We start from the raw sequence: 19,849 nt of genomic DNA, 5'->3' as shown, positions 1-19,849 counted from the left end.
TTGACCTGTTTCAGGTAGGGGTATGCGGAGAGGGAACGGTTGCGGTCTGGCTCGGTTGCGAGAGCGTTCCAGGCGTTGCAGCAGGCGTCCATGACGGGGTCGAGATCGGCCGGCAGGGGGGAGGATCCGTCGCGCAAGATGACCCATCCCAAGACTCAGAGCACGCTCGATAAATTTGACGAGCCAAATAGTTTATTTTACAGCCTATCATCACGCATAATATCAAGGACCAGATCATGATCCCAGTGGTGGATCCCGCTTCTATCGCTGGGGAACATTATGACATAATCGTGGTGGGAACCGGCTTCGGCTCGGCCTTCTTCTTGCTTGGTCTGCTCGCAGATCTCGGAGAAAAAACACGTGTTTTGGTAGTGGAGAGAGGTGGCGTAAACGATCACGCATGGCAATTCTCCAACGGCCGCAACTCACCAATTCCTGATGATGCGACCTATTCGAGCACATCGGAAAAACCCTGGAATTTCACTATCGGTTTTGGTGGAGGCACTAACTGCTGGTTTGCTCAAACGCCACGCATGCAGCCAAGTGACTTCCGAATGCAAAGCCTATATGGCTTCGGCGATGACTGGCCAATTTCTTATGATGATCTTGAGCGGCATTACTGCCGCGCCGAGGAGGCGATGGCGATCTCGGGCGATCCGGCGATGGCTCAGGTTCTACCCCGCTCCATGCCATTCCCACAGCCGCCGCACAACATGTCGTCAGTAGACCGGATGATGCAGGCCGCCCAGCCTGACCGGCATTTTGTAATGCCTACTGCGCGCGCGCGCGTGGCAACCGATACACGTCCAGCTTGCTGCGCCTCCTTGCGCTGCCAAATCTGCCCAGCCGACGCTAAGTTCACCGCACTCAATAGCATGCGCGACATGTTCTCGCACCCTGCTATAACCCTCGTGGTCAATACGCGTGCGCTGCGCTTCGAGGAAACAAATGGGACCGTACGTCGGCTTGTGGTTTATCATAAGGAACGTGAGACGAGCGTTTCGGGTGATTTGTTCGTTCTAGGCGCCAACGCCATCCATAGTCCTGCAATTCTTCAGGCATCGGATATGGATGATAGGCTTACCGGCAAGGGTCTACACGAGGCCTTTGGGGCTGAGCTTGAGGTTTATCTCGATGGCCTCGATAATTTTGACGGCAGCACTATCACCACGGGCCTAAATTACTCAATGGCGGATGGCCCATTTCGGTCCAGCCATAGTGGAGCGTTGATCTATTTCGAAAACCGCTGGAAATATGGTCTGCGCCGGGAGCCGGGCCGCTGGCGCCAATCACTGCCGATCATGCTAGCAGTGGAGGACACGCTCGACGACCGCAACTACGTTGCACTCGGCGAGGATGGCGAACCGGTGGTTCATTTCCACGGCATTTCCGAGTATGCCAAAGACGGGATGCAGGCCGCGATCGATATGCTGCCGAAGGTTCTAGACCCGCTCCCTGTGGAGCGCATCCGCTTTCATGCCTATCGCAGTACGGAGTCGCATTTGCAGGGCACTTTGCGGATGGGATCCAACCCTGCGACCTCGGTCGTCGATGCGAGCCTCATCCATCATCGCTATCGCAATCTAGTGGTGGTCGGGTCCTCGACCTTCGCTACCTGTTCCACAGCCAATCCCAGTCTGACAGTGGCCGCCTTGTCACTGCGGGCAGCAAGCCGCCTCTCCGGGAGGAGTGCATGAACCTCAACGGTCAGCCGCCTTCTTCCAGCGGTTCTCGCGGCAACATTACCCGCCGTGGGCTACTAATGGGCCTGGGTGGGATCGCTGCCGCCGCCGTGCTTGGCGGCGGCGCAGCGAGCATGACTGACGAAGACTTTCTGCGAAGCACGCTGCACCGGCTTGTAGGACGCTTCGAGATGACGTCAGACCAGTTCGCCGCCTTCACACAGAGTTTCCGCGCCGGATATCCTGAGCTCGCTACAGTTAAAATGCTACCATTCCGCGTGAGCGAGCAATTTGGCGCGTCTTCCCTATTAGACAGTATCGCGCCTCAAGCGATTCTAAGTAAAGTTGAGACTTTCGAGCGTCGATTGCTTACGGAATTTATCATGAGTACGGATTATCTTCCGCTGTACGAGGAAAAGCCAAACCAAGGTGTGCTTTCAGTCTCGTATTTTGGGTTGCAAGGTTGCTCCAATCCCTATGCAGATCTAACCATGGCTTAGAGCGTCTAACAAAACGCTGGCTGGCGCGTTGTGAGGAGATTGCACGCCCTCTTCTTCCGGACGGCCTCTGGGCCGCGATCGAACCGCTTCTGCAGCCTGAGCTGCCCAAGCCCAGAGGCGGACGTCCCCGTGTTTCAGATCGGGCGGCTCTGACCGGCATCCTGTTCGTGCTGCGCTCGCGAACGCCTTGGGAGCTTCTGCCGCGGGAGATGGGCTGCGGCTCGGGCATGACGTGCTGGCGCCGACTGCGTGATTGGCAGGAGGCAGGCGTCTGGGCCAGGCTCCAGAAGGTGCTGCTGGATCGTCTCGGCCGGCGCAACGCCATCGACTTCAGCCGCGCCGCACTCGACAGCGCCTCGATCGCGGCCAAAAAGGGGGCGCGCAGACGGGGCCGAACCCCACGGATCGCGCCAGGTCCGGCACCAAGCGCCACATCATCACCGATGCGCAAGGCATCCCACTCGCGGTCAGGCTGACGGGCGCCAACGTCCACGACAGTTGCATGATCGAGGAGATGGTCGATGCCGTGCCCGCCATCCGTCAGTGCTGGGGACCACCTCGCCGCCGCCCGGCCAAGCTCCATGCCGACAAGGCCTATGATCATCGCCGCTGCCGGCAGGCGCTGACCGTCCGCCACATCCAGCACCGCATCGCCCGGCGCGACCTCGAGAGCAGCCAGCGCCTGGGTCGCCACAGGTGGGTGGTCGAGCGCAGTCTCGCCTGGCTGGCCCAGTTCCGACGGCTCGCCATCCGCTACGAGCGCCGGGCCGACATCCACCTCGCCCTTACCACCCTCGCAGCCGCCCTCATCACTCGGCGCTTCGTCGCAAAGTGGTTTTGTTAGAAGCTCTTAGCTCGACTTTGGCCAATCATGCGGCGTGACAGAGGGCGTAGGCCCAGGCGTCTGGCAGGCGGAAGCGAGGTTTTGTGCGGGGGCGTCTGCGCGGTGATGTCGCCAAAGTGCGCTCGCGCCAGATCGCGCAACGTACACCCGCCAGCGCGTCTGCGAAGGTCGGGCGCGGTTTGGGATACCATGCGGCCGTGGCGAGTGATCGCAGTTGGTAGGCCGAGAGCCTTGCGGCCAGTAGCGTGACGATCGAGAACAGGGCGAGCAGGCAAGGCGTGGTGCGGGCAATCGCCGTGTCCGACTACGGGCGCTGGGTCGTCACGCCGAGGTGGCGGCGCACTTCCGGAAAGGTGACCTCGACGCTCCAGCTTCGCACGAACCACGACAGGATCTGAGTTGCGTCGCGACGACGGGATCTGAGTTGCGTCGCGGGTGAGGTCTGTGCACAGCAGAGTTTGCGGCGGGGAATGATTCGTGGGATTGCGGACGAGCACCCAGCGCATCGGCATGACGGGCAAGCCGTCATGCCGATGCGCCCCGGCGACCTCGCTGCTGCACCCTCTGACGGGTAACCTGCCGATCCAAGAGGAAGGATGGAGACCTTCGGCGCTGCGCACAAGCCAACGCCCTACTATGATCGCAATTCTTATATTAGGCCATCGTTAGGTTTGCTCTGCGCAGCGTAAACCAATTGACCTGTAAATCTCTGTTCTCGCTTAAGAACCGGTGGCACGCCCAAGGGGAATCGAACCCCTGTTTGCGCCGTGAGAGGGCGCCGTCCTAACCGCTAGACGATGGGCGCGTGTCACCGGTGAAGTCGATATAGTCGGGGTCGTTTCCGATGGCAAGCGATTTTCGCGAGGGCTCTTGCGAGACGCTCAAGGCACCAGGCGGACGCGGCCGATCGGGGTGCCGGATGCGAGGTCGATGAGCAGCAGCTCCTCGCCGTCGGGGCCGGCCAAGCGCAGGAGCGCGCGCTCGCCGTCGCCGTCGAGCGCGACGTCCGAAACGCTGCGGCCCGGGCCGAGGGACACGGTCGCGGCCTCGGAGACCGCGACCGGCTGGGGCGCGCTGCGGTCGGCCATGCGGTAGACAAGCGCGGCGACGACCGCCATAAGCCCGAGAAAGGTCACGCCCATGGTGACGAGCAGCATGCGCACCATCCGGCGCCGGACGCGCTCGAGGGCCGGGTCGAGAGGCTTCTCGGTCTCGTCGTCGACAGCGGCCATGGCTGGCGTCCTCGTGTTCAGGGCATGAAGGGAAATCAAGATCGCCACCGCTCCTAACCGCCCGAGCCTCGACGAGGCAAGGCAGTTCACCGTCGGCGAGGCGGAGGCGGGCCTGCGCCTCGACCAGTTCCTGGCGCGCGCCGGCGGCGAGGAGCTGTCGCGCTCGCGGGTCCAGGCGCTGATCGCCGAGGGGCAGGCCTTCGTGGACGGAGCGCCCGCTCTGTCGCCCAAGCGCAAGGTCGCGGCAGGCGAAACGGTGAGCCTCGCCGTGCCCGAGCCCGCCGATGCCGACCCGGAGCCCGAGGCGATCCCGCTGGACATCCTTTACGAGGATGCGAGCCTCGTCGTCCTCAACAAGCCGGCAGGCCTCGTCGTCCATCCCGGGGCCGGAAACCCGCGCGGCACGTTGGTCAACGCCCTCCTCCACCACTGCGGCGATTCGCTGTCCGGCATCGGCGGCGTGAAACGGCCGGGCATCGTCCACCGGCTCGACAAGGACACGAGCGGCGTCATGGTGGTCGCCAAGAGCGACGCGGCGCATCGCGGCCTGTCCGAGCAGTTCGCTGCGCACGGGCGCGACGGGCGGCTGGAACGCGCCTATCGGGCGATCGTCTGGGGCGTGCCGGCGCGCGAACGCGGTACCATCGACGCCCATCTCGCCCGCTCGGGCACCGACCGCACCAAGCGGCGCGTGTCCTCGCCCGACCGGCCCGACGCGCGCGAGGCCGTGACCCATTACGCGGTGCTCGCCCGCGCGGCGGAGGCGCAGGCTTCGCTGGTGGAATGCGCGCTGGAAACCGGGCGCACCCACCAGATCCGCGTCCATATGGCCCATATCGGGCACCCGCTCATCGGCGACCACGTCTACGGCGCCGGCTTCAAGACGAAGGCGCGGCGGCTCGATCCGGCGGTGGCCGAGGCTGTCGCGGCGTTTCCGCGCCAAGCGCTCCACGCGGTCCGGCTCGGCTTCGAGCATCCGGAGACCGGCAGATCGATGCTGTTTGAAACAGAACTTCCCGCCGACATGGTGGAACTGCGAGCGCTTCTCGGGATTTAGCGAGCGGAACCGGACGATGCGGCTCCTCCAAACGACCGGCCTACGCGATGGCGCACGACGATTGGTCGGCGCCACATTGACGATTCGTAACTTGTTTCGCCGCTCTTCGGCCGTGAAATTCGCGTAGGAAAACCCCATATGTGGTGAGCCGAACCCGCTCGTGAAGGGGTGCGGCGGGGCCGGCCCGGCCAGGGCGGTCCGATGACGATGGAGGGTGCGAAATGGCCCAGATGAATCTGCCCAGCATTGCCTCGGGCGAAGGCGGCCTGAACCGCTACCTGGAAGAGATCCGCAGGTTCCCCATGCTGGAGCCGCAGGAAGAATACATGCTCGCCAAGCGCTATGCCGAGCACGACGACCGCGACGCCGCGCACAAGCTGGTGACGAGCCATCTGCGCCTCGTGGCCAAGATCGCCATGGGCTATCGCGGCTACGGCCTGCCGATCGGCGAGGTCGTGTCGGAGGGCAATGTCGGCCTGATGCAGGCCGTGAAGCGCTTCGACCCGGAGCGGGGCTTCCGCCTCGCCACCTACGCCATGTGGTGGATCAAGGCCTCGATCCAGGAGTACATTCTGCGCTCGTGGAGCCTCGTGAAGATGGGCACCACGGCCAACCAGAAGCGCCTGTTCTTCAACCTGCGCAAGATGAAGAGCCGCATCCAGGCCCTCGATGAGGGAGACCTGCGGCCCGATCAGGTGCAGCAGATCGCGACCCAGCTCGGCGTGACCGAGGAGGACGTGATCTCGATGAACCGCCGCCTGTCCGGCGACGCCTCGCTGAACGCGCCGATCCGCGCGACCGAGGGCGAGTCGGGCGAGTGGCAGGACTGGCTGGTAGACACCTCCGAGAACCAGGAGGACATCCTCGTCCAGCAGGACGAGCTCGATCAGCGCCGCTCGATGCTGCACTCGGCCATGGGCGTCCTGAACGACCGCGAGCGCCGCATCTTCGAGGCGCGGCGCTTGTCGGAGGACCCGTTGACGCTTGAAGCCCTGTCGGGCGAGTTCGACATCAGCCGCGAGCGCGTGCGCCAGATCGAGGTGCGCGCCTTCGAGAAGGTGCAGAAGGCGGTGCGCGACACCGCCGAGGCCGCCAAGCGCGCTCTGCGCCCGGTCGATAGCGGCGCATCCGCCGCCGCCTGACGCGAGCAACGAGGCCGACGATATGAAGGCGGCGTCCAGAGCGATCCGGACGCCGCCTTTTTCATGCCGATCGCCGTGCGGAGGCTCTCAGCCGGCGGAGGACACGTTGGAGGACTTCGCCGTCCAGGCGTCCATCGCCTCCTTGAAGACGCGGTCGCCCGGAATGCCCTTCTCGATCGAGATCAACGCGCGCCGGCCGGATTGATAAGCCAGCGGGATATCGATCCACTGCTCGCTGCCGAGCAGGGACAGGTTGTTCTGAACCGCCTGATCGATGTTGTTCAGCGCGATGATGAAGAAGCCGTCCGAGATCTTGCCGGCGACGCCTATCAACGGCTCGCCGCGCGCCTGCTCGGTGGGCTTGAGCGCGAGGCGCTGGACGTTGGCGACGCTGCCGCCGTCGAAGTCCGCGGGCGTGTCGAACATCAGCTCGATGACGTGGCTCGCCGGCAGCGTCGGGTCCGCGTTGCGGCGGATCGTCAGCGTCAGCGTCAGCTTTTCTTCGGGCACGCTGGCGACGGCGCGGATCGCCGGCTCGGCCGGCTGCCCGTCGCCGGGCACCTCGTTGACGACGCTCCAAACGACGTCGCCCGCCTGCTGCGTGCCGGGCTCGGTGTCCGAGCGCTCCTCGTAGAAGACCGCGCGCTGGCCGACGGGAACCGCGGCGCCCGCGGGCGGGGTCGCCGGCGGTGCGCCGGCCGCGGGCTGCCCGGCCGGACCGCCGGCGGCCGGCGTCGGCGAGCCGACAACGGTCGGGTCCTGGCCGATCTCGCTCGCGAGCGTCGTCGCCGCATCCGGATCGGCCGTCTCGGGCGTCGCGGCGGGCGAAGCGGCGGCGACGTCCGAGCCCTCGCCGAAGGCGTTCGCGGCGGCCGCGGCCGGCCCCTCGTCGACCTCCGTGCCGTCCGGCAGGAGGCGCTGCGTGAAGAGCCGGGTCGACTCGGCCGCCGGCGGCGCGGCCGGCGTCGCATTGCCGCCGTCGGGCGCGGCCGCGGTCTGCGTGGCCGACGTACCGGTCGCGGGCGCGCCCCCGTTGAGGTCGGCAATGGTCGAGTCGATCTCGCCGCGATAGATCCAGGCCAGGGCGCCGGCGCCGCCGAGCAGCGCGAGAAGCGCCGCCGCGGCGATCAGCGGCCGACGATTGGCCTTGGCTCGCGGACGCGCGGCGGGAAACAGCGGCGCGACGCTCTCGCCGCCGGCCGCGTCGCGGTCGGTGTCGCGCGGGCGCGAGAGCATGGCGGGCAGATCGCCGTCCGGGAGCTGGCCCGCGCCTTCGCCGACGGGCCTTGCGCCGCGAACGGGCTCGTCGGCCCGCGTCGTCGGCACGAAGGGAGCCGGGATCGGCTGGGGCCGCGCCATCTCCTCCGGCTCTTCCGCCTGGGCGGGAAAGGCCGGCGGCGGCTCGACGCGCCGGGACGCCGGTCCGGAACCGGGCGTGAAGGTCGCCGCCGGCAGCCGCGGCGCAGCGGGGCGCATCGGCGGTTCGAGGGCGGGGTCGGACAAGCGCTCGGCAGCGCGCGGCTGGACGGCCGCGGGCGCCGGAGCGCGGTGCTCGGGTTCAGGCTCGGGCTGCGGCGGCTCGACCGCGGCGCTCGTGCCCGCCGCCTCGATCTCGCGCTCGAGATAGAAGGCCTCGGTCCGCCCGATCGCGTCCTCCAGCGCGGCACGCCGCGCCTGCGCGATCTCCTCGCCCATCGGCGGGTTCGCGGACTCGATCTGCCGCTGGATGGCCGCCCGCGCCTTGTCGTAGACCTTCGCGCGCAGGCTCGGGCTCGCATTGGGCAGGCCGTCGATGGTTTTGCGTAAGACTGCGCCCAAGTCCGCCATGGATCAGTGCCACTTCGCCGGTGTCGCTCGGATTTTCGCCCGAAATTACAATGCTCTAGTCTTGGAAGGGGTCGCGAACAAGTATCGTGTCGTCTCTCTCAGGCGAGGTTGACAAAAGCGTGACGGGAGCTCCGACGAGCTCCTCGATCTGCCGCACGTACTTGACCGCCTGCGCCGGAAGGTCGCTCCAGCGACGCGCCCCGGCGGTGGTGTCCTTCCAGCCTTCGAAGGTTTCGTAGATCGGCTCGACCTCCTGCTGGGCGGCGAAGCCCGCCGGCAGGTAGTCGATCACCTTGCCGTTCAAACGATAGCCGACGGCGATCTTGATCTCGTCGAGGCCGTCGAGGACGTCGAGCTTGGTCAAAGCGAGGCCGTGGATGCCGTTGACGGCGACGGCCTGGCGCACCAGCACCGCGTCGAACCAGCCGCAGCGGCGCTTGCGCCCCGTCACCGTGCCGAACTCGTGGCCGCGAACCCCAAGGAACTCGCCGACCTCGTTCTCCTGCTCGGTCGGGAACGGCCCCTCGCCGACGCGGGTCGTGTAGGCCTTGGTGATGCCGAGAACGAAGCCGACGCTGCCGGGGCCGAGGCCGGAGCCCGCCGCCGCCTGGCCCGCCACCGTGTTGGAGGAGGTGACGAAGGGATAGGTGCCGTGGTCGATGTCGAGCAACGTGCCCTGCGCGCCCTCGAAGAGGATGCGGTCGCCCGCCTTCCGGCGCTCGTCGAGGAGGCGCCAGACGCGATCGATGAAGGGCACGATCTCGCCGGCGACGCTGGTCAGCTCGTCGAGGATCGCCTGCGGCTCGATCTCGGGCTGGCCGAGCCCGCGGCGCAGCGGATTGTGGTGCGCGAGCAGGCGCTCGACGCGCTCGGGCAGAACGGAGGGGTCGGCGAGGTCCATCACGCGGATGGCGCGGCGGCCGACCTTGTCCTCGTAGGCCGGGCCGATGCCGCGGCGGGTCGTGCCGATCTTGGTGCCGGCGGCCGCGTTCTCGCGGATGGCGTCGAGCTCGCTGTGCAGCGACAGGATGAGGCTGGCATTGTCGGCGATGCGCAACGAGTCGGGCGAGATCGAGACGCCCTGCCCTTCCAGGCGCTTGCGCTCGGCGACGAAGGCGTGGGGGTCGAAGACGACGCCGTTGCCGATCACCGACAGCTTGCCCTGGCGCACGACGCCCGAGGGCAGAAGCGAGAGCTTGTAGGACACGCCGTCGACCACCAGCGTGTGACCGGCATTGTGGCCGCCCTGGAAACGGACCACGACGTCGGCGCGCTCGGACAGCCAGTCGACGATCTTGCCCTTTCCTTCGTCGCCCCACTGCGATCCGACGACGACGACGTTTGCCATGCTTCCTGTCCTGTCTGATGTGCACGCTTGCGCACCGGCCCAACCCCTTGGTCGGATTGGCCGGCGCCTTGTCGCCCGGACTATAGAGAAGCGTTCACCATGAAGCGAGACCGGACGTCCCATCGCACGGGGAAAACACCCGAAGCTTGCGACGCGAATCGGATCATGGCCGCCACCTTCCGGCCGCGCCGCTTCTCGCCTAAAGCCGGGCGATGATCCGCGCCCTCGCCCACCCTTACGCCCTTCTCGCGCTGACCGCGCTGTTCTGGAGCGGCAACGCCATCGCCGGGAAGCTCGCCGTCGGCCACGTGTCGCCGATGGTCACGACCTTTCTCCGCTGGATGATCCCCTGCCTCATCCTCCTGCCCTTCGCGGCGCGGGACTTGAAGCGCGATTGGCCGCAGATCAGGGCGCATATCGGGATCCTGGCGCTGCTCGGCCTGTTCGGCTTCACCCTGTTCAACGCGCTCTTCTACGTCGCGCTGCACTACACGACGGCGATCAACGTGATGATCGAGCAGTCCTCGATGCCGCTCGTCGTGTTCCTGGCGAACTTCCTGCTCTTCGGCACGCTCGCCAATCGCTACCAGATCGTCGGCTTCGCCGTGACGCTCGTCGGCGTTCTCCTGACCGCGACCCACGGCGACATCGGGACGCTCCTCACGCTCGACTTCAACTTCGGCGACGCGCTGATGATGGGCGCGGTTCTCGTCTACGGCCTCTACACCGTCGCGCTGCGCTACAAGCCGGCGATCCATTGGCGCTCGACGATCTACGTCCTGTGCTTCGTCGCCTGCCTCGCGTCGATCCCGTTCCTCGTTGCCGAGCAGGCGATGGGCCTGTCGCGCTGGCCGGACATGCAGGGCGCGCTCGTCGTCCTCTACATCGCCCTGTTCCCCTCGATCGCCGCGCAGACGCTCTATATCCGCGGCGTCGAGATGATCGGCGCCAACCGCGCCAACCTCTTCATCAACCTCACGCCGATCTTCGGGGCGATCCTGGCCATGCTGGTGCTCGGCGAGGAGCTCTTCGCCTATCACGTCGCGGCGCTGGTCTTCGTGCTCGGCGGCATCGGCCTTGCCGAGTGGGGCCGCGCCAAGGGGCGCCCGGAAACGACGACGCCGCGCCGGTCCTGAGAACCGGCGCGGCGCGCGAGCGCTTGGAAGAGGTGCCGGGTCAGGCGGCCGCGTCGGCGACGTCGAACTCCAGCGGCTTGGCGCTCTCGATCTCCTTGTGGGCGAGAACGGACTTCAGGACCTCCTCGGGCACGGGCGAGTCGAGGTAGAGGAGCGCGATGGCATTGCCGCCCGGCCGGTCGCGGCCGAGCTGGAAGTTGGCGATGTTGACGCCCGCCTTGCCGAAGGTCGTGCCGAGAAGGCCGATGATGCCCGGCGCATCGTTGTTGGTGGTGTAGAGCATGTAGCGCCCGATCTCGGCATCGAGGTTGATGCCCTTGATCTGGATGAAGCGCGGCTTTCCGTCGGAGAAGCAGGTGCCGGCGACCGAGCGGGTCTGCTTCTCGGTGGTGACGGTCAGCTGGATGTAGCCGTCGAAGACGCCGGTCTTGTCGCGGCGCGACTCCGTCAGCTTGATGCCGCGCTCCTTCACCATCAGGGGCGCCGAGACCATGTTGACGCTGGCGACCTGGCTGCGCAGGAGGCCGGCGAGCGCGGCCGAGGTCAGCGCCCGCGTATTCATGCCGGCCGTCGCGCCGTCATAGGTGATCTCGACGGACTTGATCGCTTCTTCCGTCGCCTGGCCGGCAAAGGCGCCGAGGCATTCGGCGAGCTTCACGAAGGGCGTCAGCTTGGGGGCTTCCTCGGCGGTGATCGAGGGCATGTTGATGGCGTTGGAAACCGCGCCGTGGACGAGGTAGTCGGCCATCTGCTCGGCGACCTGGAGCGCGACGTTCTCCTGCGCTTCCGTCGTCGAGGCGCCGAGATGCGGCGTGCAGACGACGTTCTCCAGCCCGAACAGCGGCGACTCGGTCGCCGGCTCCACTTCGAAGACGTCGAAGCCCGCGCCCGCGACCTTGCCGGACTTGATGGCCTCGGCGAGATCCTTCTCGACCACGAGGCCGCCGCGCGCGCAGTTCACGATGCGCACGCCGTCCTTCATCTTGGCGATGGCGGCGGCGTCGACGATGCCGCGGGTGCGGTCGGTCATCGGCGTGTGGAGCGTGATGAAGTCGGCGCGGGCGAAAAGCTCGTCCAGTTCAACCTTCTCGATGCCGAGCTCGGCGGCGCGCTCGACCGACAGGAAGGGGTCGAAGGCGACGACGCGCATCTTCAGGCCGACGCCGCGGGACGCCACGATCGAGCCGATGTTGCCGCAGCCGATCACGCCGAGCGTCTTGCCGGTGATCTCGACGCCCATGAAGCGGTTCTTCTCCCACTTGCCGGCCTGCGTCGACACGTCGGCGGCGGGGAGCTGGCGGGCGACGGCGAACATCAGCGCGATCGCGTGCTCGGCGGTGGTGATCGAATTGCCGAAGGGCGTGTTCATCACGATGATGCCGCGGCGCGAGGCGGCGGGAATGTCGACGTTGTCGACGCCGATGCCGGCGCGCCCGACGACGCGCAGCCGCGTCGCCTTCTCGATCAGCTTCTCGGTGACCTTGGTCGCCGAGCGGATGGCGAGGCCGTCGTAGTTGCCGATGATCTCGGCGAGCTGATCCTTGTCCTTGCCGAGGTCCGGCATGTAGTCGACCTCGACGCCGCGGTCCTTGAAGATCTGGACGGCGGTCTTGGAAAGCTTGTCGGAAACGAGGACGCGGGGCGCCATGGGGATGCTCCGGGAAACGATGGGATGGGGACTGTCGGCGTCGGGATGAGGCGCGTCCCCTCGCCCGCTTGCGGGAGAAGGGTTCGCAAGGACGGGCGAGATGAGCGGCTCGACCAGGGGGACCGCGAAGCGGGCCGGGTGCGGGTGTCAGGCGCGCAAGCGGCCGGCAAACGGCTTGCGCCGCGGCTCGCATGAGCCACCCTCATCCCGCTGCCGCGACCTTCTCCCGCCAGCGGGAGAAGGGAGCAGCGTCGGCGCCGCGGGCTTGGGGCCTCAGGCCGCCTTGGCGGCGAGCTTCTGCTTCTCGGCCTCGAAGGCCCAGGCGATCCAGGGAAGCAGCGCCTCGATGGAGGCCAGCTCCACCGTCGCGCCGCACCAGATGCGCAGGCCCGGAGGGGCGTCGCGATAGGCGCCGACGTCGAGGGCGGCGCCCTCCTTCTCCAGCGCGGAGGCGACGCCCTTGGCGAAGGCGGCCTGGTCGGCCGGCGAGAGCGCGGTGACAGTCGGATCGGTGAAGGTCAGGCAGACCGAGGTGTTGGAGCGGATCTCGCGCGTCTTCGGCAGGAAGCCGAGCCAGTCGTTCGCCTCCACGAAGCGCTCGACGGCCGCGAGGTTCGCGTCGGCGCGGCGCTTCAGCTCGGCCAAACCGCCGATGCGCTTCGCCCAGGCAAGCGCGTCGAGATAGTCCTCGACGCAGAGCATGGAGGGCGTGTTGATCGTCTCGCCCTCGAACAGGCCCTCGATCAGCTTGCCGCCCTTGGTCATGCGGAAGATCTTCGGCAGCGGCCAGGCCGGCTTGTAACTTTCCAGGCGCTCGACTGCACGCGGTGACAGGATCAGCATGCCGTGCGCGGCCTCGCCGCCCAGCACCTTCTGCCAGGAGAAGGTGACGACATCGAGCTTGTCGTAGGGCAGATCCTGCGCGAAGGCGGCCGAGGTCGCGTCGCAGATGGTGAGGCCCTGGCGGTTCGCCGGGATCGCGTCGCCGTTCGGCACGCGCACGCCCGAGGTGGTGCCGTTCCAGGTGAAGACCACGTCGTGGTCGAAGTTCACGGTCGCGAAGTCGACGATCTCGCCGTAGGGCGCCTCGAGGACGCGGGCGTCGGTCAGCTTCAGCTGCTTGACGGCGTCCGTCACCCAGCCCGAGCCGAAGCTTTCCCAGGCGACCATGTCGACCGGGCGGGCGCCCAGCAGCGACCACATGGCCATCTCGACGGCGCCCGTGTCGGACGCCGGCACGATCGCGATGCGGTAGTCGGCGGGCACGCCGAGAACCTCGCGGGTGTCGTCGATGGCTTGCTTGAGCTTGGCCTTGCCGAGCTTGGCGCGGTGCGAGCGGCCGAGCGGCGCGTCGCCGAGAGCCTCCAGCGACCACCCGGGTCGCTTGGCGCAGGGGCCGGACGAAAAGCGGGGGTCGGCCGGACGCGCGTCCGGCTTGGGGAAGGTCGCCATATTGTGCTATCCTCGCAGATAGAAGCGCCTCGTTGGGGAGGCGTGTCCCGACGCGGTGGCTAATGCCTCGCGCCGCTGCGGTCAAGCGACAAAATCTTGGGATGCGCGCGGGAGAGCGACATCGCCCGTCCCGTGCGCGACGCGGCAAGCACCTAGAACAGCGAGTAGCGCAGACCCGCCTGGACAGTGTGGAGCTTGAAGCCGTCGTCTTCGGTGTTCAGCCCCATGTTGACGCCGTCGAGCAAGGGCGAGCCGATCCGATAGGCACCACCGCCATCGACATCAAGGAAGCGATAACCGACGTCGAGCTTCAAGGCGCTGGAAACGTCATAGCTGACGCCGGCCATGAGAGAGTAGGCGAAACGCCAATCCTTCTCCCCTTCGGCGTTGATCGAAGCACACCCCACGCCGTGACCGAAGAGCTGGTTGTCACAGTAGTTGATCGTGGCATTCTCGTAGTCGACCTGCACCGCTCCGGCGCCGGCTCCGACATAAGGGGTAAACCCGGAGATGGTGCCGAGGTCGACATAAGCGTTTGCCATGACCTCCCATCTCGTCATCTCCGCGTCGTCGGATGCGTCGCAGGGCTCGGCCCAGACGCAGTAGGCGAGGTTCTGAAGCTCGCCGCCGACATCAGCCTTGGCATAGCGGCCGGTCACGTCGCCGCGAAGGAAGTCGGTGAACTGGTAGCCGGCGCCAACAGAGAAGCCGTATCCGTCGTCGATGGTGATGTCGTTGCCGTCGTATTCCTGGCTGGTGAGAGGCAGGTTGATGCTGTGGTTGCGTCTCGTCTCGCTTTCGAAGTCGTAGCCGACGTCGCCGCGCAGGTACCAGCCGTTGCCGACCTCGACGGGAACCAGCTCGGGCGCCTCGGAATAGATCGGCGGCATGTCGACCGGCAGGATGTCGGCGGCCCGCGCCGTGCCGACGCCGGCAGCGAGGATCAGCGCGCCAGCGAGAAGGGTTGTGTTCAGCGTCGTCATGGATGGCCGGTCCCGTTTGGCGGCGCGCTGTCGCGGCGCCCTATGCCTCTGCCCCAAACTTGGCCCGCCAACCGTTAACGCCTCATTAACCGCGTTTCTTCACCGAGCGGAAACCATCGGCGACGTCGAAGCTCGGCAGGTCTGGCGCAAGCTCCCGGCGGGCCCCGGACGGATCTCCCGCCGAAGCGGAATGCGAAGCGCCGCGCAGCTCCGGGAAAGGAGCTGCGCGGCGCGTCAGGTTCGTTTCGGGTTCAGGTCTCCGGCGCGCGCCGGAGGGGGATCACTTGTAAACGGGCGCGGGCTCGAACGGCGCCGGCTCGAAAGCGGCGGGCTCGAAGGCGGCCTGCTCGACCGGGCCCTTGCCCTTGCCGAAGCCAAGGCCGCCACCACCGAACTCGTAGCGCAGACCGGCGCGGACCGTGTGGATGTCGAAGCCGTGGTCGCGGCCCTGGACGCCCGAGGCGCCGTACTTCATGTCCTCGCTGTCGTAGCCGAAGGCGTCGCCGTCCTCGATGCGGGTGTAGCGATAGCCCGCGTCGAAGATCAGGTTGTCGGTGATGTCGACGCTGGCGCCGGCCATCAGCGAGGCGGCGAAGCGCCAGGACGACTCGCCCTTGTGGTAGCCGACATAGGTCTCGCGGCCGAAGCAGCCGGGCTGGTCGCCGCAGGAGATCTCGTTGCGCATGTCGCCGTACTTGACGTGCGCGAAGCCGGCGCCCGCGCCGACATAGGGGCGCACGACACCGAAGCGGCCGATGTCGGCGTAGACGTTGGCCATCGTCGTCCAGATCTTGGCGTCGGCGTCGTCGTTGAACTTGCAGCCGCCCTTTACCGGGCTGAGATTGTAGCCGATCTCGACCGGGTAGGCGCAGTCGGTCGTGCCCTTCACGTCGTGCTTCATGTAGTCGACGGTGACGTCGGCGCGCAGGGTGTCGTTGAAGCGATAGCCCGCACCGAGGCCGAAAGTGCCCGCGCCGCGCAGCTTGATCTCGTCGTAGTGGAAGATGCCGTCGACGCCGCGGTCGATCTCGCCGGAGCCGTAGTTGTAGGAGCCGTCGTGGTTTTGCTTGCCGTCGTGGCCCCAGTTCCAGAACTTGTAGTCGCCGGACGTCTTGCTCTTGAAGGCGTAACCGACGTCGCCGCGGATATAGAAGCCGCCGCTCTCGACGTAGACCGGGGGCGGCTCGACGAAGACGGGCGGCTCTTCGATGATATCGGCCGCCTGCGCCGCTCCCATGACCGAGACGAGCGCCAGGACGGCCGCTCCCGCTGAAAGAATCGAACGCATGCCAGACTGCTCCGTGTCCGCGGGCGCCGATACGACGCCGTGCAACTTCTGACGAACACGGTAAACGGGGATGGTTAACGCACAGTTAGCGAGCTATGCGCAGCCCCTCATGCAGCAGCCTTGCGCAAGGCATCCACGATGTCGTCGACCACGGTCGAGACGAGGTTGGCGTCGTCCCCTTCCGCCATGACGCGGATGAGAGGCTCGGTGCCGGAGGGGCGGATCACCAGGCGGCCGGTGTTGCCGAGGCGCATGCGCGCACCTTCGATGGCCTCCTGAACGCGCGGTGCGTCGAGCGGTTCCCCGGAGGAGAAGCGAACGTTCTTGAGGATCTGCGGCACCGGCGTGAAGCGGCGGCAGACCTCCGAAACGGTGCCGCCGCTCGCCTTCACCGTCGCCAGCACCTGCAGCGCCGAAACGAGGCCGTCGCCCGTGGTGCCGAAGTCGGACAGGACGATGTGGCCGGATTGCTCGCCGCCGACATTGTAGCCGTGCTCGCGCATGTGCTCGACGACGTAGCGGTCGCCGACCTTGGTGCGGGCGAGCTGGAGCTGGCGCTCCTGGAGGAACCGCTCAAGGCCGAGGTTGGACATGATCGTCGCGACGATGCCGCCGGCCGCCAACCGCCCGTCGGCGGCCCAGGCCTCCGCGATCACGGCCATGATCTGGTCGCCGTCGACGATCGTGCCGCGCTCGTCGACGATGAGGACGCGGTCCGCGTCGCCGTCGAGCGCGATGCCGATGTCGGCGCGCACCTCGCGCACCTTCTCGCAGAGCGCCTGGGGCGCGGTCGAGCCGCAGTTCAGGTTGATGTTGGTGCCGTTCGGCTCGACGCCGATCTTCACCACCTCGGCGCCGAGTTCCCAGAGCGCCTCGGGCGCGACGCGATAAGCCGCGCCGTTGGCGCAGTCGATCGCGACGCGAAGGCCCTCGAGGCTCATCTCGCGCGGCAGCGTGCGCTTGGCGAACTCGATGTAGCGGTCACGCCCGCCGTCGTCGTAGCGCCGGGCGCGGCCGAGCTTGTCGCCGGTGGCGAGGTGCGAGGCGAGGTCCTCGTCGAGCAGCGACTCGATCTCGGCCTCGACCTCGTCGGACAGCTTGTAGCCGTCCGGGCCGAAGAGCTTGATGCCGTTGTCCTCGAAGGGGTTGTGCGAGGCGGAAATCATGACCCCGATGTCGGCGCGCATGGAGCGGGTCAACATGGCGACGGCCGGAGTCGGCATCGGGCCGAGCATGAGGACGTCCATGCCGGCGGCGGTGAAGCCCGCGCAGAGTGCCGGCTCCAGCATGTAGCCGGACAGGCGGGTGTCCTTGCCGATCACTACGCGGTGGCGGTACTCGCCGCGGCGGAAGGCGATGCCGGCGGCCATGCCGACCTTCATCGCGACCTCCGGCGTCATGGGAAAGCGGTTGGCCTTGCCGCGGATTCCGTCCGTGCCGAAGTAGCGTCGCGCCATGGATGAGGGTTCCTCGCCCGATTCTGGTGGATTGAGGGGGCCGTGACCCGCCTGGGTTTCCTGCCGCCCCCCTTAACCCGGGGATGGTGGCCGAACCGTTTCTTGCTCTGTCAAGTCGACACATGGATACGAAAAAGGCGGCCCGGGGGCCGCCTTCGGGAGATCGTTTCGATTGCGCTGCTGCCGTTGCGCCGGCGCAACGCCCCTCAGGTCGAGGGCTGGGGCTCCAGCCCGTCGCCGGCGGGGTCGCCGCGCTGGCCGGAGGGCCGAGCCGTACCGCCGGCCTTGGGCACCGCCGAGCCGCGCGAAGGCGGCGTATCGTCGCCCATGTCGCGGGCCAGCGGCTTGCCGGCCAGGAGGTCGCGAACCTCGTCGCCCGAGAGCGTCTCGTATTCGAGCAGGCCCTTGGCGATGACGTGGAGGTCGTCGATGTGCTCGTTGAGGACCTTGCGCGCGATGTTCTCGGCTTCCTCGATGATCCGGCGGACCTCCGAGTCGATGAGGCGCGCGGTATCCTCGGACATGTTCTGCTGCTGCGAGACCGAGTGGCCGAGGAAGACCTCTTCCTGGTTCTGGCGGTAGCGCAGGCGGCCGAGCTTGTCGCTCATGCCGTATTCCATGACCATCGCCCGGGCCATGTTGGTGGCCTGCTGGATGTCGTTGGACGCGCCCGTCGTGACGTTCTCGTGGCCGTAGATGATCTCCTCGGCGGCGCGACCGCCGAAGATCATGGCGAGGCGGGCCTCCATCTCGTTCTTGCGCATGCCGTAGCGGTCGCGCTCCGGCAGGTTCATCGTCACGCCCAGCGCACGGCCGCGCGGGATGATGGTCACCTTGTGCAGCGGGTCGTTGCCCGGAACGCAGAGGCCGACCAGGGCGTGGCCCGCTTCGTGGTAGGCGGTGAGCTTCTTCTCGTCCTCGGTCATGGCCATGGACCGGCGCTCGGCGCCCATCATGACCTTGTCCTTGGCATCCTCGAACTCGAGCATGGTGACGAGGCGCTTGGAGCGGCGCGCCGCCATCAGGGCCGCCTCGTTGACGAGGTTGGCGAGGTCGGCGCCGGAGAAGCCGGGCGTACCGCGGGCGATGGTCTTCAGGTCGACGTTGGGCGCGAGGGGCACGTTGCGCACGTGGACCTTGAGGATCTTCTCGCGGCCACCGACGTCCGGGTTCGGCACCATGACCTGACGGTCGAAGCGGCCGGGGCGCAGAAGCGCCGGGTCGAGGACGTCCGGACGGTTGGTCGCGGCGATGAGGATGATGCCCTCGTTCGCCTCGAAGCCGTCCATCTCGACGAGGAGCTGGTTCAGCGTCTGCTCGCGCTCGTCGTTGCCGCCGCCGAGGCCCGCGCCGCGGTGGCGACCGACGGCGTCGATCTCGTCGATGAAGATGATGCAGGGCGCGTTCTTCTTGGCCTGCTCGAACATGTCGCGCACGCGGCTCGCGCCGACGCCGACGAACATCTCGACGAAGTCGGAGCCCGAGATCGTGAAGAAGGGCACGTTTGCCTCGCCCGCGACGGCGCGGGCGGTGAGCGTCTTACCCGTGCCGGGAGGGCCGACGAGGAGGACGCCGCGCGGGATCTTGCCGCCGAGACGCTGGAACTTCTGCGGCTCGCGCAGGAACTCGACGATCTCCTCGAGGTCGGCCTTCGCCTCGTCGACGCCCGCGACGTCCGCGAAGGTGACGCGGCCGTGCGCCTCCGTCAGGAGCTTCGCCTTGGACTTGCCGAAGCCCATGGCCTTGCCGCCGGCACCGCCCTGCATCTGGCGCATCAGGAAGATCCAGACGCCGAGGATGAGGAGGATCGGGCCGAAGGACAGGAGCATCGACCAGATGGGATTGCTGTTGTCCGACGGAGCAGCGGCCTTGATCTCGATGTTGCGCGCTTCCAGGCGGCTCACGAGGTTCGGATCCTCGGGCGCATAGGTCTGGAAGGGGCTGCTCTGGTCGGTGTAGCTGCCGCTGACCCTCGGCCCCTGGATCGTCACCGAACGCACCCGACCCGAGTCCACGTCGGCGAGGAACTGGGAATAGGGTATCTCACGCGCCCCGGCCGTCTGCGAGCTGTTGGAAAACAGCTGGAAGAGAGCAATCAAGAGCAGCGCGATGATCGCCCAGAGTGCGAAGTTGCGGAAGTTCTGGTTCATCACTCGTCCTGGGAAGGCACGCGGGCTCTTCGCCAGCGGCACGGATCGAAGATAGGTGGGCGGTTCAGCCTTGCCAACAGGCTCACCGGCTTTTGCGGCGAAA

At 67.0% G+C, this 19,849-nt stretch carries 15 protein-coding genes and 1 tRNA gene; 6 read left to right on the top strand and 10 right to left on the bottom strand.

Translation table 11 applies throughout. The features are described from left to right. The first annotated feature begins 236 nt into the window (after window positions 1–236). The 3 genes from FZN60_RS11590 (at window position 237) to FZN60_RS11580 (ending at window position 3,026) form a co-directional block, all read left to right on the top strand. The gene (locus FZN60_RS11590; protein WP_158873643.1) at window positions 237–1,697 is read left to right on the top strand and encodes a GMC oxidoreductase; all 1,461 of its coding nucleotides are present in this window, start codon (window positions 237–239) and stop codon (window positions 1,695–1,697) included. Further along, a complete protein-coding gene (locus tag FZN60_RS11585; RefSeq protein WP_158873642.1) occupies window positions 1,694–2,182 on the top strand; it encodes a hypothetical protein in 489 nt (162 codons plus the stop codon). The genes FZN60_RS11590 and FZN60_RS11585 overlap by 4 nt, the downstream gene beginning before the upstream one ends. A gap of 38 nt (window positions 2,183–2,220) precedes the next feature. After that, a protein-coding gene (locus FZN60_RS11580; protein ID WP_158873753.1) for an IS5 family transposase occupies window positions 2,221–3,026 on the top strand; the annotation gives its coding sequence in 2 pieces (ribosomal slippage) (window positions 2,221–2,551 and window positions 2,551–3,026; 807 coding nt in all). 730 nt (window positions 3,027–3,756) lie between these two features. On the opposite strand, the gene FZN60_RS11575 is transcribed toward FZN60_RS11580, so the two are convergent. After that, window positions 3,757–3,831: transfer RNA gene (locus tag FZN60_RS11575), tRNA-Glu, on the bottom strand. A gap of 76 nt (window positions 3,832–3,907) precedes the next feature. Beyond that, window positions 3,908–4,258, bottom strand: coding sequence for a fimbrial protein (locus FZN60_RS11570; protein ID WP_158873641.1), 351 nt, complete (start codon window positions 4,256–4,258; stop codon window positions 3,908–3,910). A gap of 112 nt (window positions 4,259–4,370) precedes the next feature. Between FZN60_RS11570 and FZN60_RS11565 the strand changes: the two genes are divergently transcribed. After that, window positions 4,371–5,315, top strand: a complete 945-nt coding sequence (locus tag FZN60_RS11565; RefSeq protein ID WP_246726737.1) for an RluA family pseudouridine synthase — start codon at window positions 4,371–4,373, stop codon at window positions 5,313–5,315. A gap of 221 nt (window positions 5,316–5,536) precedes the next feature. Further along, the gene (rpoH, locus tag FZN60_RS11560; protein WP_158873640.1) at window positions 5,537–6,457 is read left to right on the top strand and encodes an RNA polymerase sigma factor RpoH; all 921 of its coding nucleotides are present in this window, start codon (window positions 5,537–5,539) and stop codon (window positions 6,455–6,457) included. Window positions 6,458–6,544: 87 nt separating this feature from the next. Here rpoH and FZN60_RS11555 read toward each other — a convergent pair whose 3' ends face one another. Together FZN60_RS11555 and FZN60_RS11550 are read right to left on the bottom strand one after the other, a co-directional pair. Further along, window positions 6,545–8,284, bottom strand: a complete 1,740-nt coding sequence (locus FZN60_RS11555) for a hypothetical protein (protein WP_158873639.1) — start codon at window positions 8,282–8,284, stop codon at window positions 6,545–6,547. Between the two features lie 55 nt (window positions 8,285–8,339). Further along, on the bottom strand, window positions 8,340–9,632 hold the full coding sequence (locus FZN60_RS11550; RefSeq protein ID WP_158873638.1) for an adenylosuccinate synthase: 1,293 nt from the start codon (window positions 9,630–9,632) through the stop codon (window positions 8,340–8,342). Between the two features lie 212 nt (window positions 9,633–9,844). On the opposite strand from FZN60_RS11550, the gene FZN60_RS11545 reads away from it, so the two are divergent. Next, the gene (locus FZN60_RS11545; protein ID WP_158873637.1) at window positions 9,845–10,768 is read left to right on the top strand and encodes a DMT family transporter; all 924 of its coding nucleotides are present in this window, start codon (window positions 9,845–9,847) and stop codon (window positions 10,766–10,768) included. A gap of 40 nt (window positions 10,769–10,808) precedes the next feature. On the opposite strand, the gene serA is transcribed toward FZN60_RS11545, so the two are convergent. The 6 genes from serA to ftsH all read right to left on the bottom strand — a co-directional run bounded on the left by serA (window position 10,809) and on the right by ftsH (window position 19,746). Beyond that, a complete protein-coding gene (gene serA, locus FZN60_RS11540; RefSeq protein ID WP_158873636.1) occupies window positions 10,809–12,416 on the bottom strand; it encodes a phosphoglycerate dehydrogenase in 1,608 nt (535 codons plus the stop codon). A 273-nt stretch (window positions 12,417–12,689) separates the two neighbouring features. Continuing rightward, window positions 12,690–13,868, bottom strand: a complete 1,179-nt coding sequence (locus FZN60_RS11535) for a phosphoserine transaminase (protein WP_158873635.1) — start codon at window positions 13,866–13,868, stop codon at window positions 12,690–12,692. A gap of 152 nt (window positions 13,869–14,020) precedes the next feature. After that, window positions 14,021–14,851, bottom strand: coding sequence for an outer membrane protein (locus FZN60_RS11530; protein ID WP_158873634.1), 831 nt, complete (start codon window positions 14,849–14,851; stop codon window positions 14,021–14,023). Window positions 14,852–15,131: 280 nt separating this feature from the next. Then, complete coding sequence (locus FZN60_RS11525; protein WP_158873633.1) at window positions 15,132–16,139, bottom strand: outer membrane protein; 1,008 nt, start codon at window positions 16,137–16,139, stop codon at window positions 15,132–15,134. Window positions 16,140–16,246: 107 nt separating this feature from the next. Next, window positions 16,247–17,596: a phosphoglucosamine mutase gene (gene glmM / locus FZN60_RS11520; protein ID WP_158873632.1), complete on the bottom strand. Its 1,350-nt coding sequence runs from the start codon at window positions 17,594–17,596 to the stop codon at window positions 16,247–16,249. 206 nt (window positions 17,597–17,802) lie between these two features. Beyond that, a complete protein-coding gene (gene ftsH, locus FZN60_RS11515) occupies window positions 17,803–19,746 on the bottom strand; it encodes an ATP-dependent zinc metalloprotease FtsH (RefSeq protein WP_158873631.1) in 1,944 nt (647 codons plus the stop codon). Window positions 19,747–19,849: the final 103 nt, after the last annotated feature.

Origin of the sequence: Antarcticirhabdus aurantiaca, assembly GCF_009765365.1 — a bacterium.
In the GTDB taxonomy this organism is placed as follows: Bacteria; Pseudomonadota; Alphaproteobacteria; order Rhizobiales; family Rhizobiaceae; genus Antarcticirhabdus; species Antarcticirhabdus aurantiaca.
Note: the sequence above shows the minus strand (reverse complement) of the source record. Positions and strands in the feature narration are given on the sequence as shown.

Bases quoted from the DNA above. Each gene is read 5' to 3' on its own strand.
- FZN60_RS11590 (WP_158873643.1), top strand. From the start codon at position 237: ATGATCCCAGTGGTGGATCCCGCTTCTATCGCTGGGGAACATTATGAC.
- FZN60_RS11545 (WP_158873637.1), top strand. From the start codon at position 9,845: ATGATCCGCGCCCTCGCCCACCCTTACGCCCTTCTCGCGCTGACCGCG.
- glmM (WP_158873632.1), bottom strand. From the start codon at position 17,596: ATGGCGCGACGCTACTTCGGCACGGACGGAATCCGCGGCAAGGCCAAC.
- FZN60_RS11525 (WP_158873633.1), bottom strand. From the start codon at position 16,139: ATGCGTTCGATTCTTTCAGCGGGAGCGGCCGTCCTGGCGCTCGTCTCG.
- rpoH (WP_158873640.1), top strand. From the start codon at position 5,537: ATGGCCCAGATGAATCTGCCCAGCATTGCCTCGGGCGAAGGCGGCCTG.
- FZN60_RS11570 (WP_158873641.1), bottom strand. From the start codon at position 4,258: ATGGCCGCTGTCGACGACGAGACCGAGAAGCCTCTCGACCCGGCCCTC.
- FZN60_RS11535 (WP_158873635.1), bottom strand. From the start codon at position 13,868: ATGGCGACCTTCCCCAAGCCGGACGCGCGTCCGGCCGACCCCCGCTTT.
- serA (WP_158873636.1), bottom strand. From the start codon at position 12,416: ATGGCGCCCCGCGTCCTCGTTTCCGACAAGCTTTCCAAGACCGCCGTC.
- FZN60_RS11550 (WP_158873638.1), bottom strand. From the start codon at position 9,632: ATGGCAAACGTCGTCGTCGTCGGATCGCAGTGGGGCGACGAAGGAAAG.
- FZN60_RS11530 (WP_158873634.1), bottom strand. From the start codon at position 14,851: ATGACGACGCTGAACACAACCCTTCTCGCTGGCGCGCTGATCCTCGCT.
- FZN60_RS11555 (WP_158873639.1), bottom strand. From the start codon at position 8,284: ATGGCGGACTTGGGCGCAGTCTTACGCAAAACCATCGACGGCCTGCCC.
- ftsH (WP_158873631.1), bottom strand. From the start codon at position 19,746: ATGAACCAGAACTTCCGCAACTTCGCACTCTGGGCGATCATCGCGCTG.
- FZN60_RS11585 (WP_158873642.1), top strand. From the start codon at position 1,694: ATGAACCTCAACGGTCAGCCGCCTTCTTCCAGCGGTTCTCGCGGCAAC.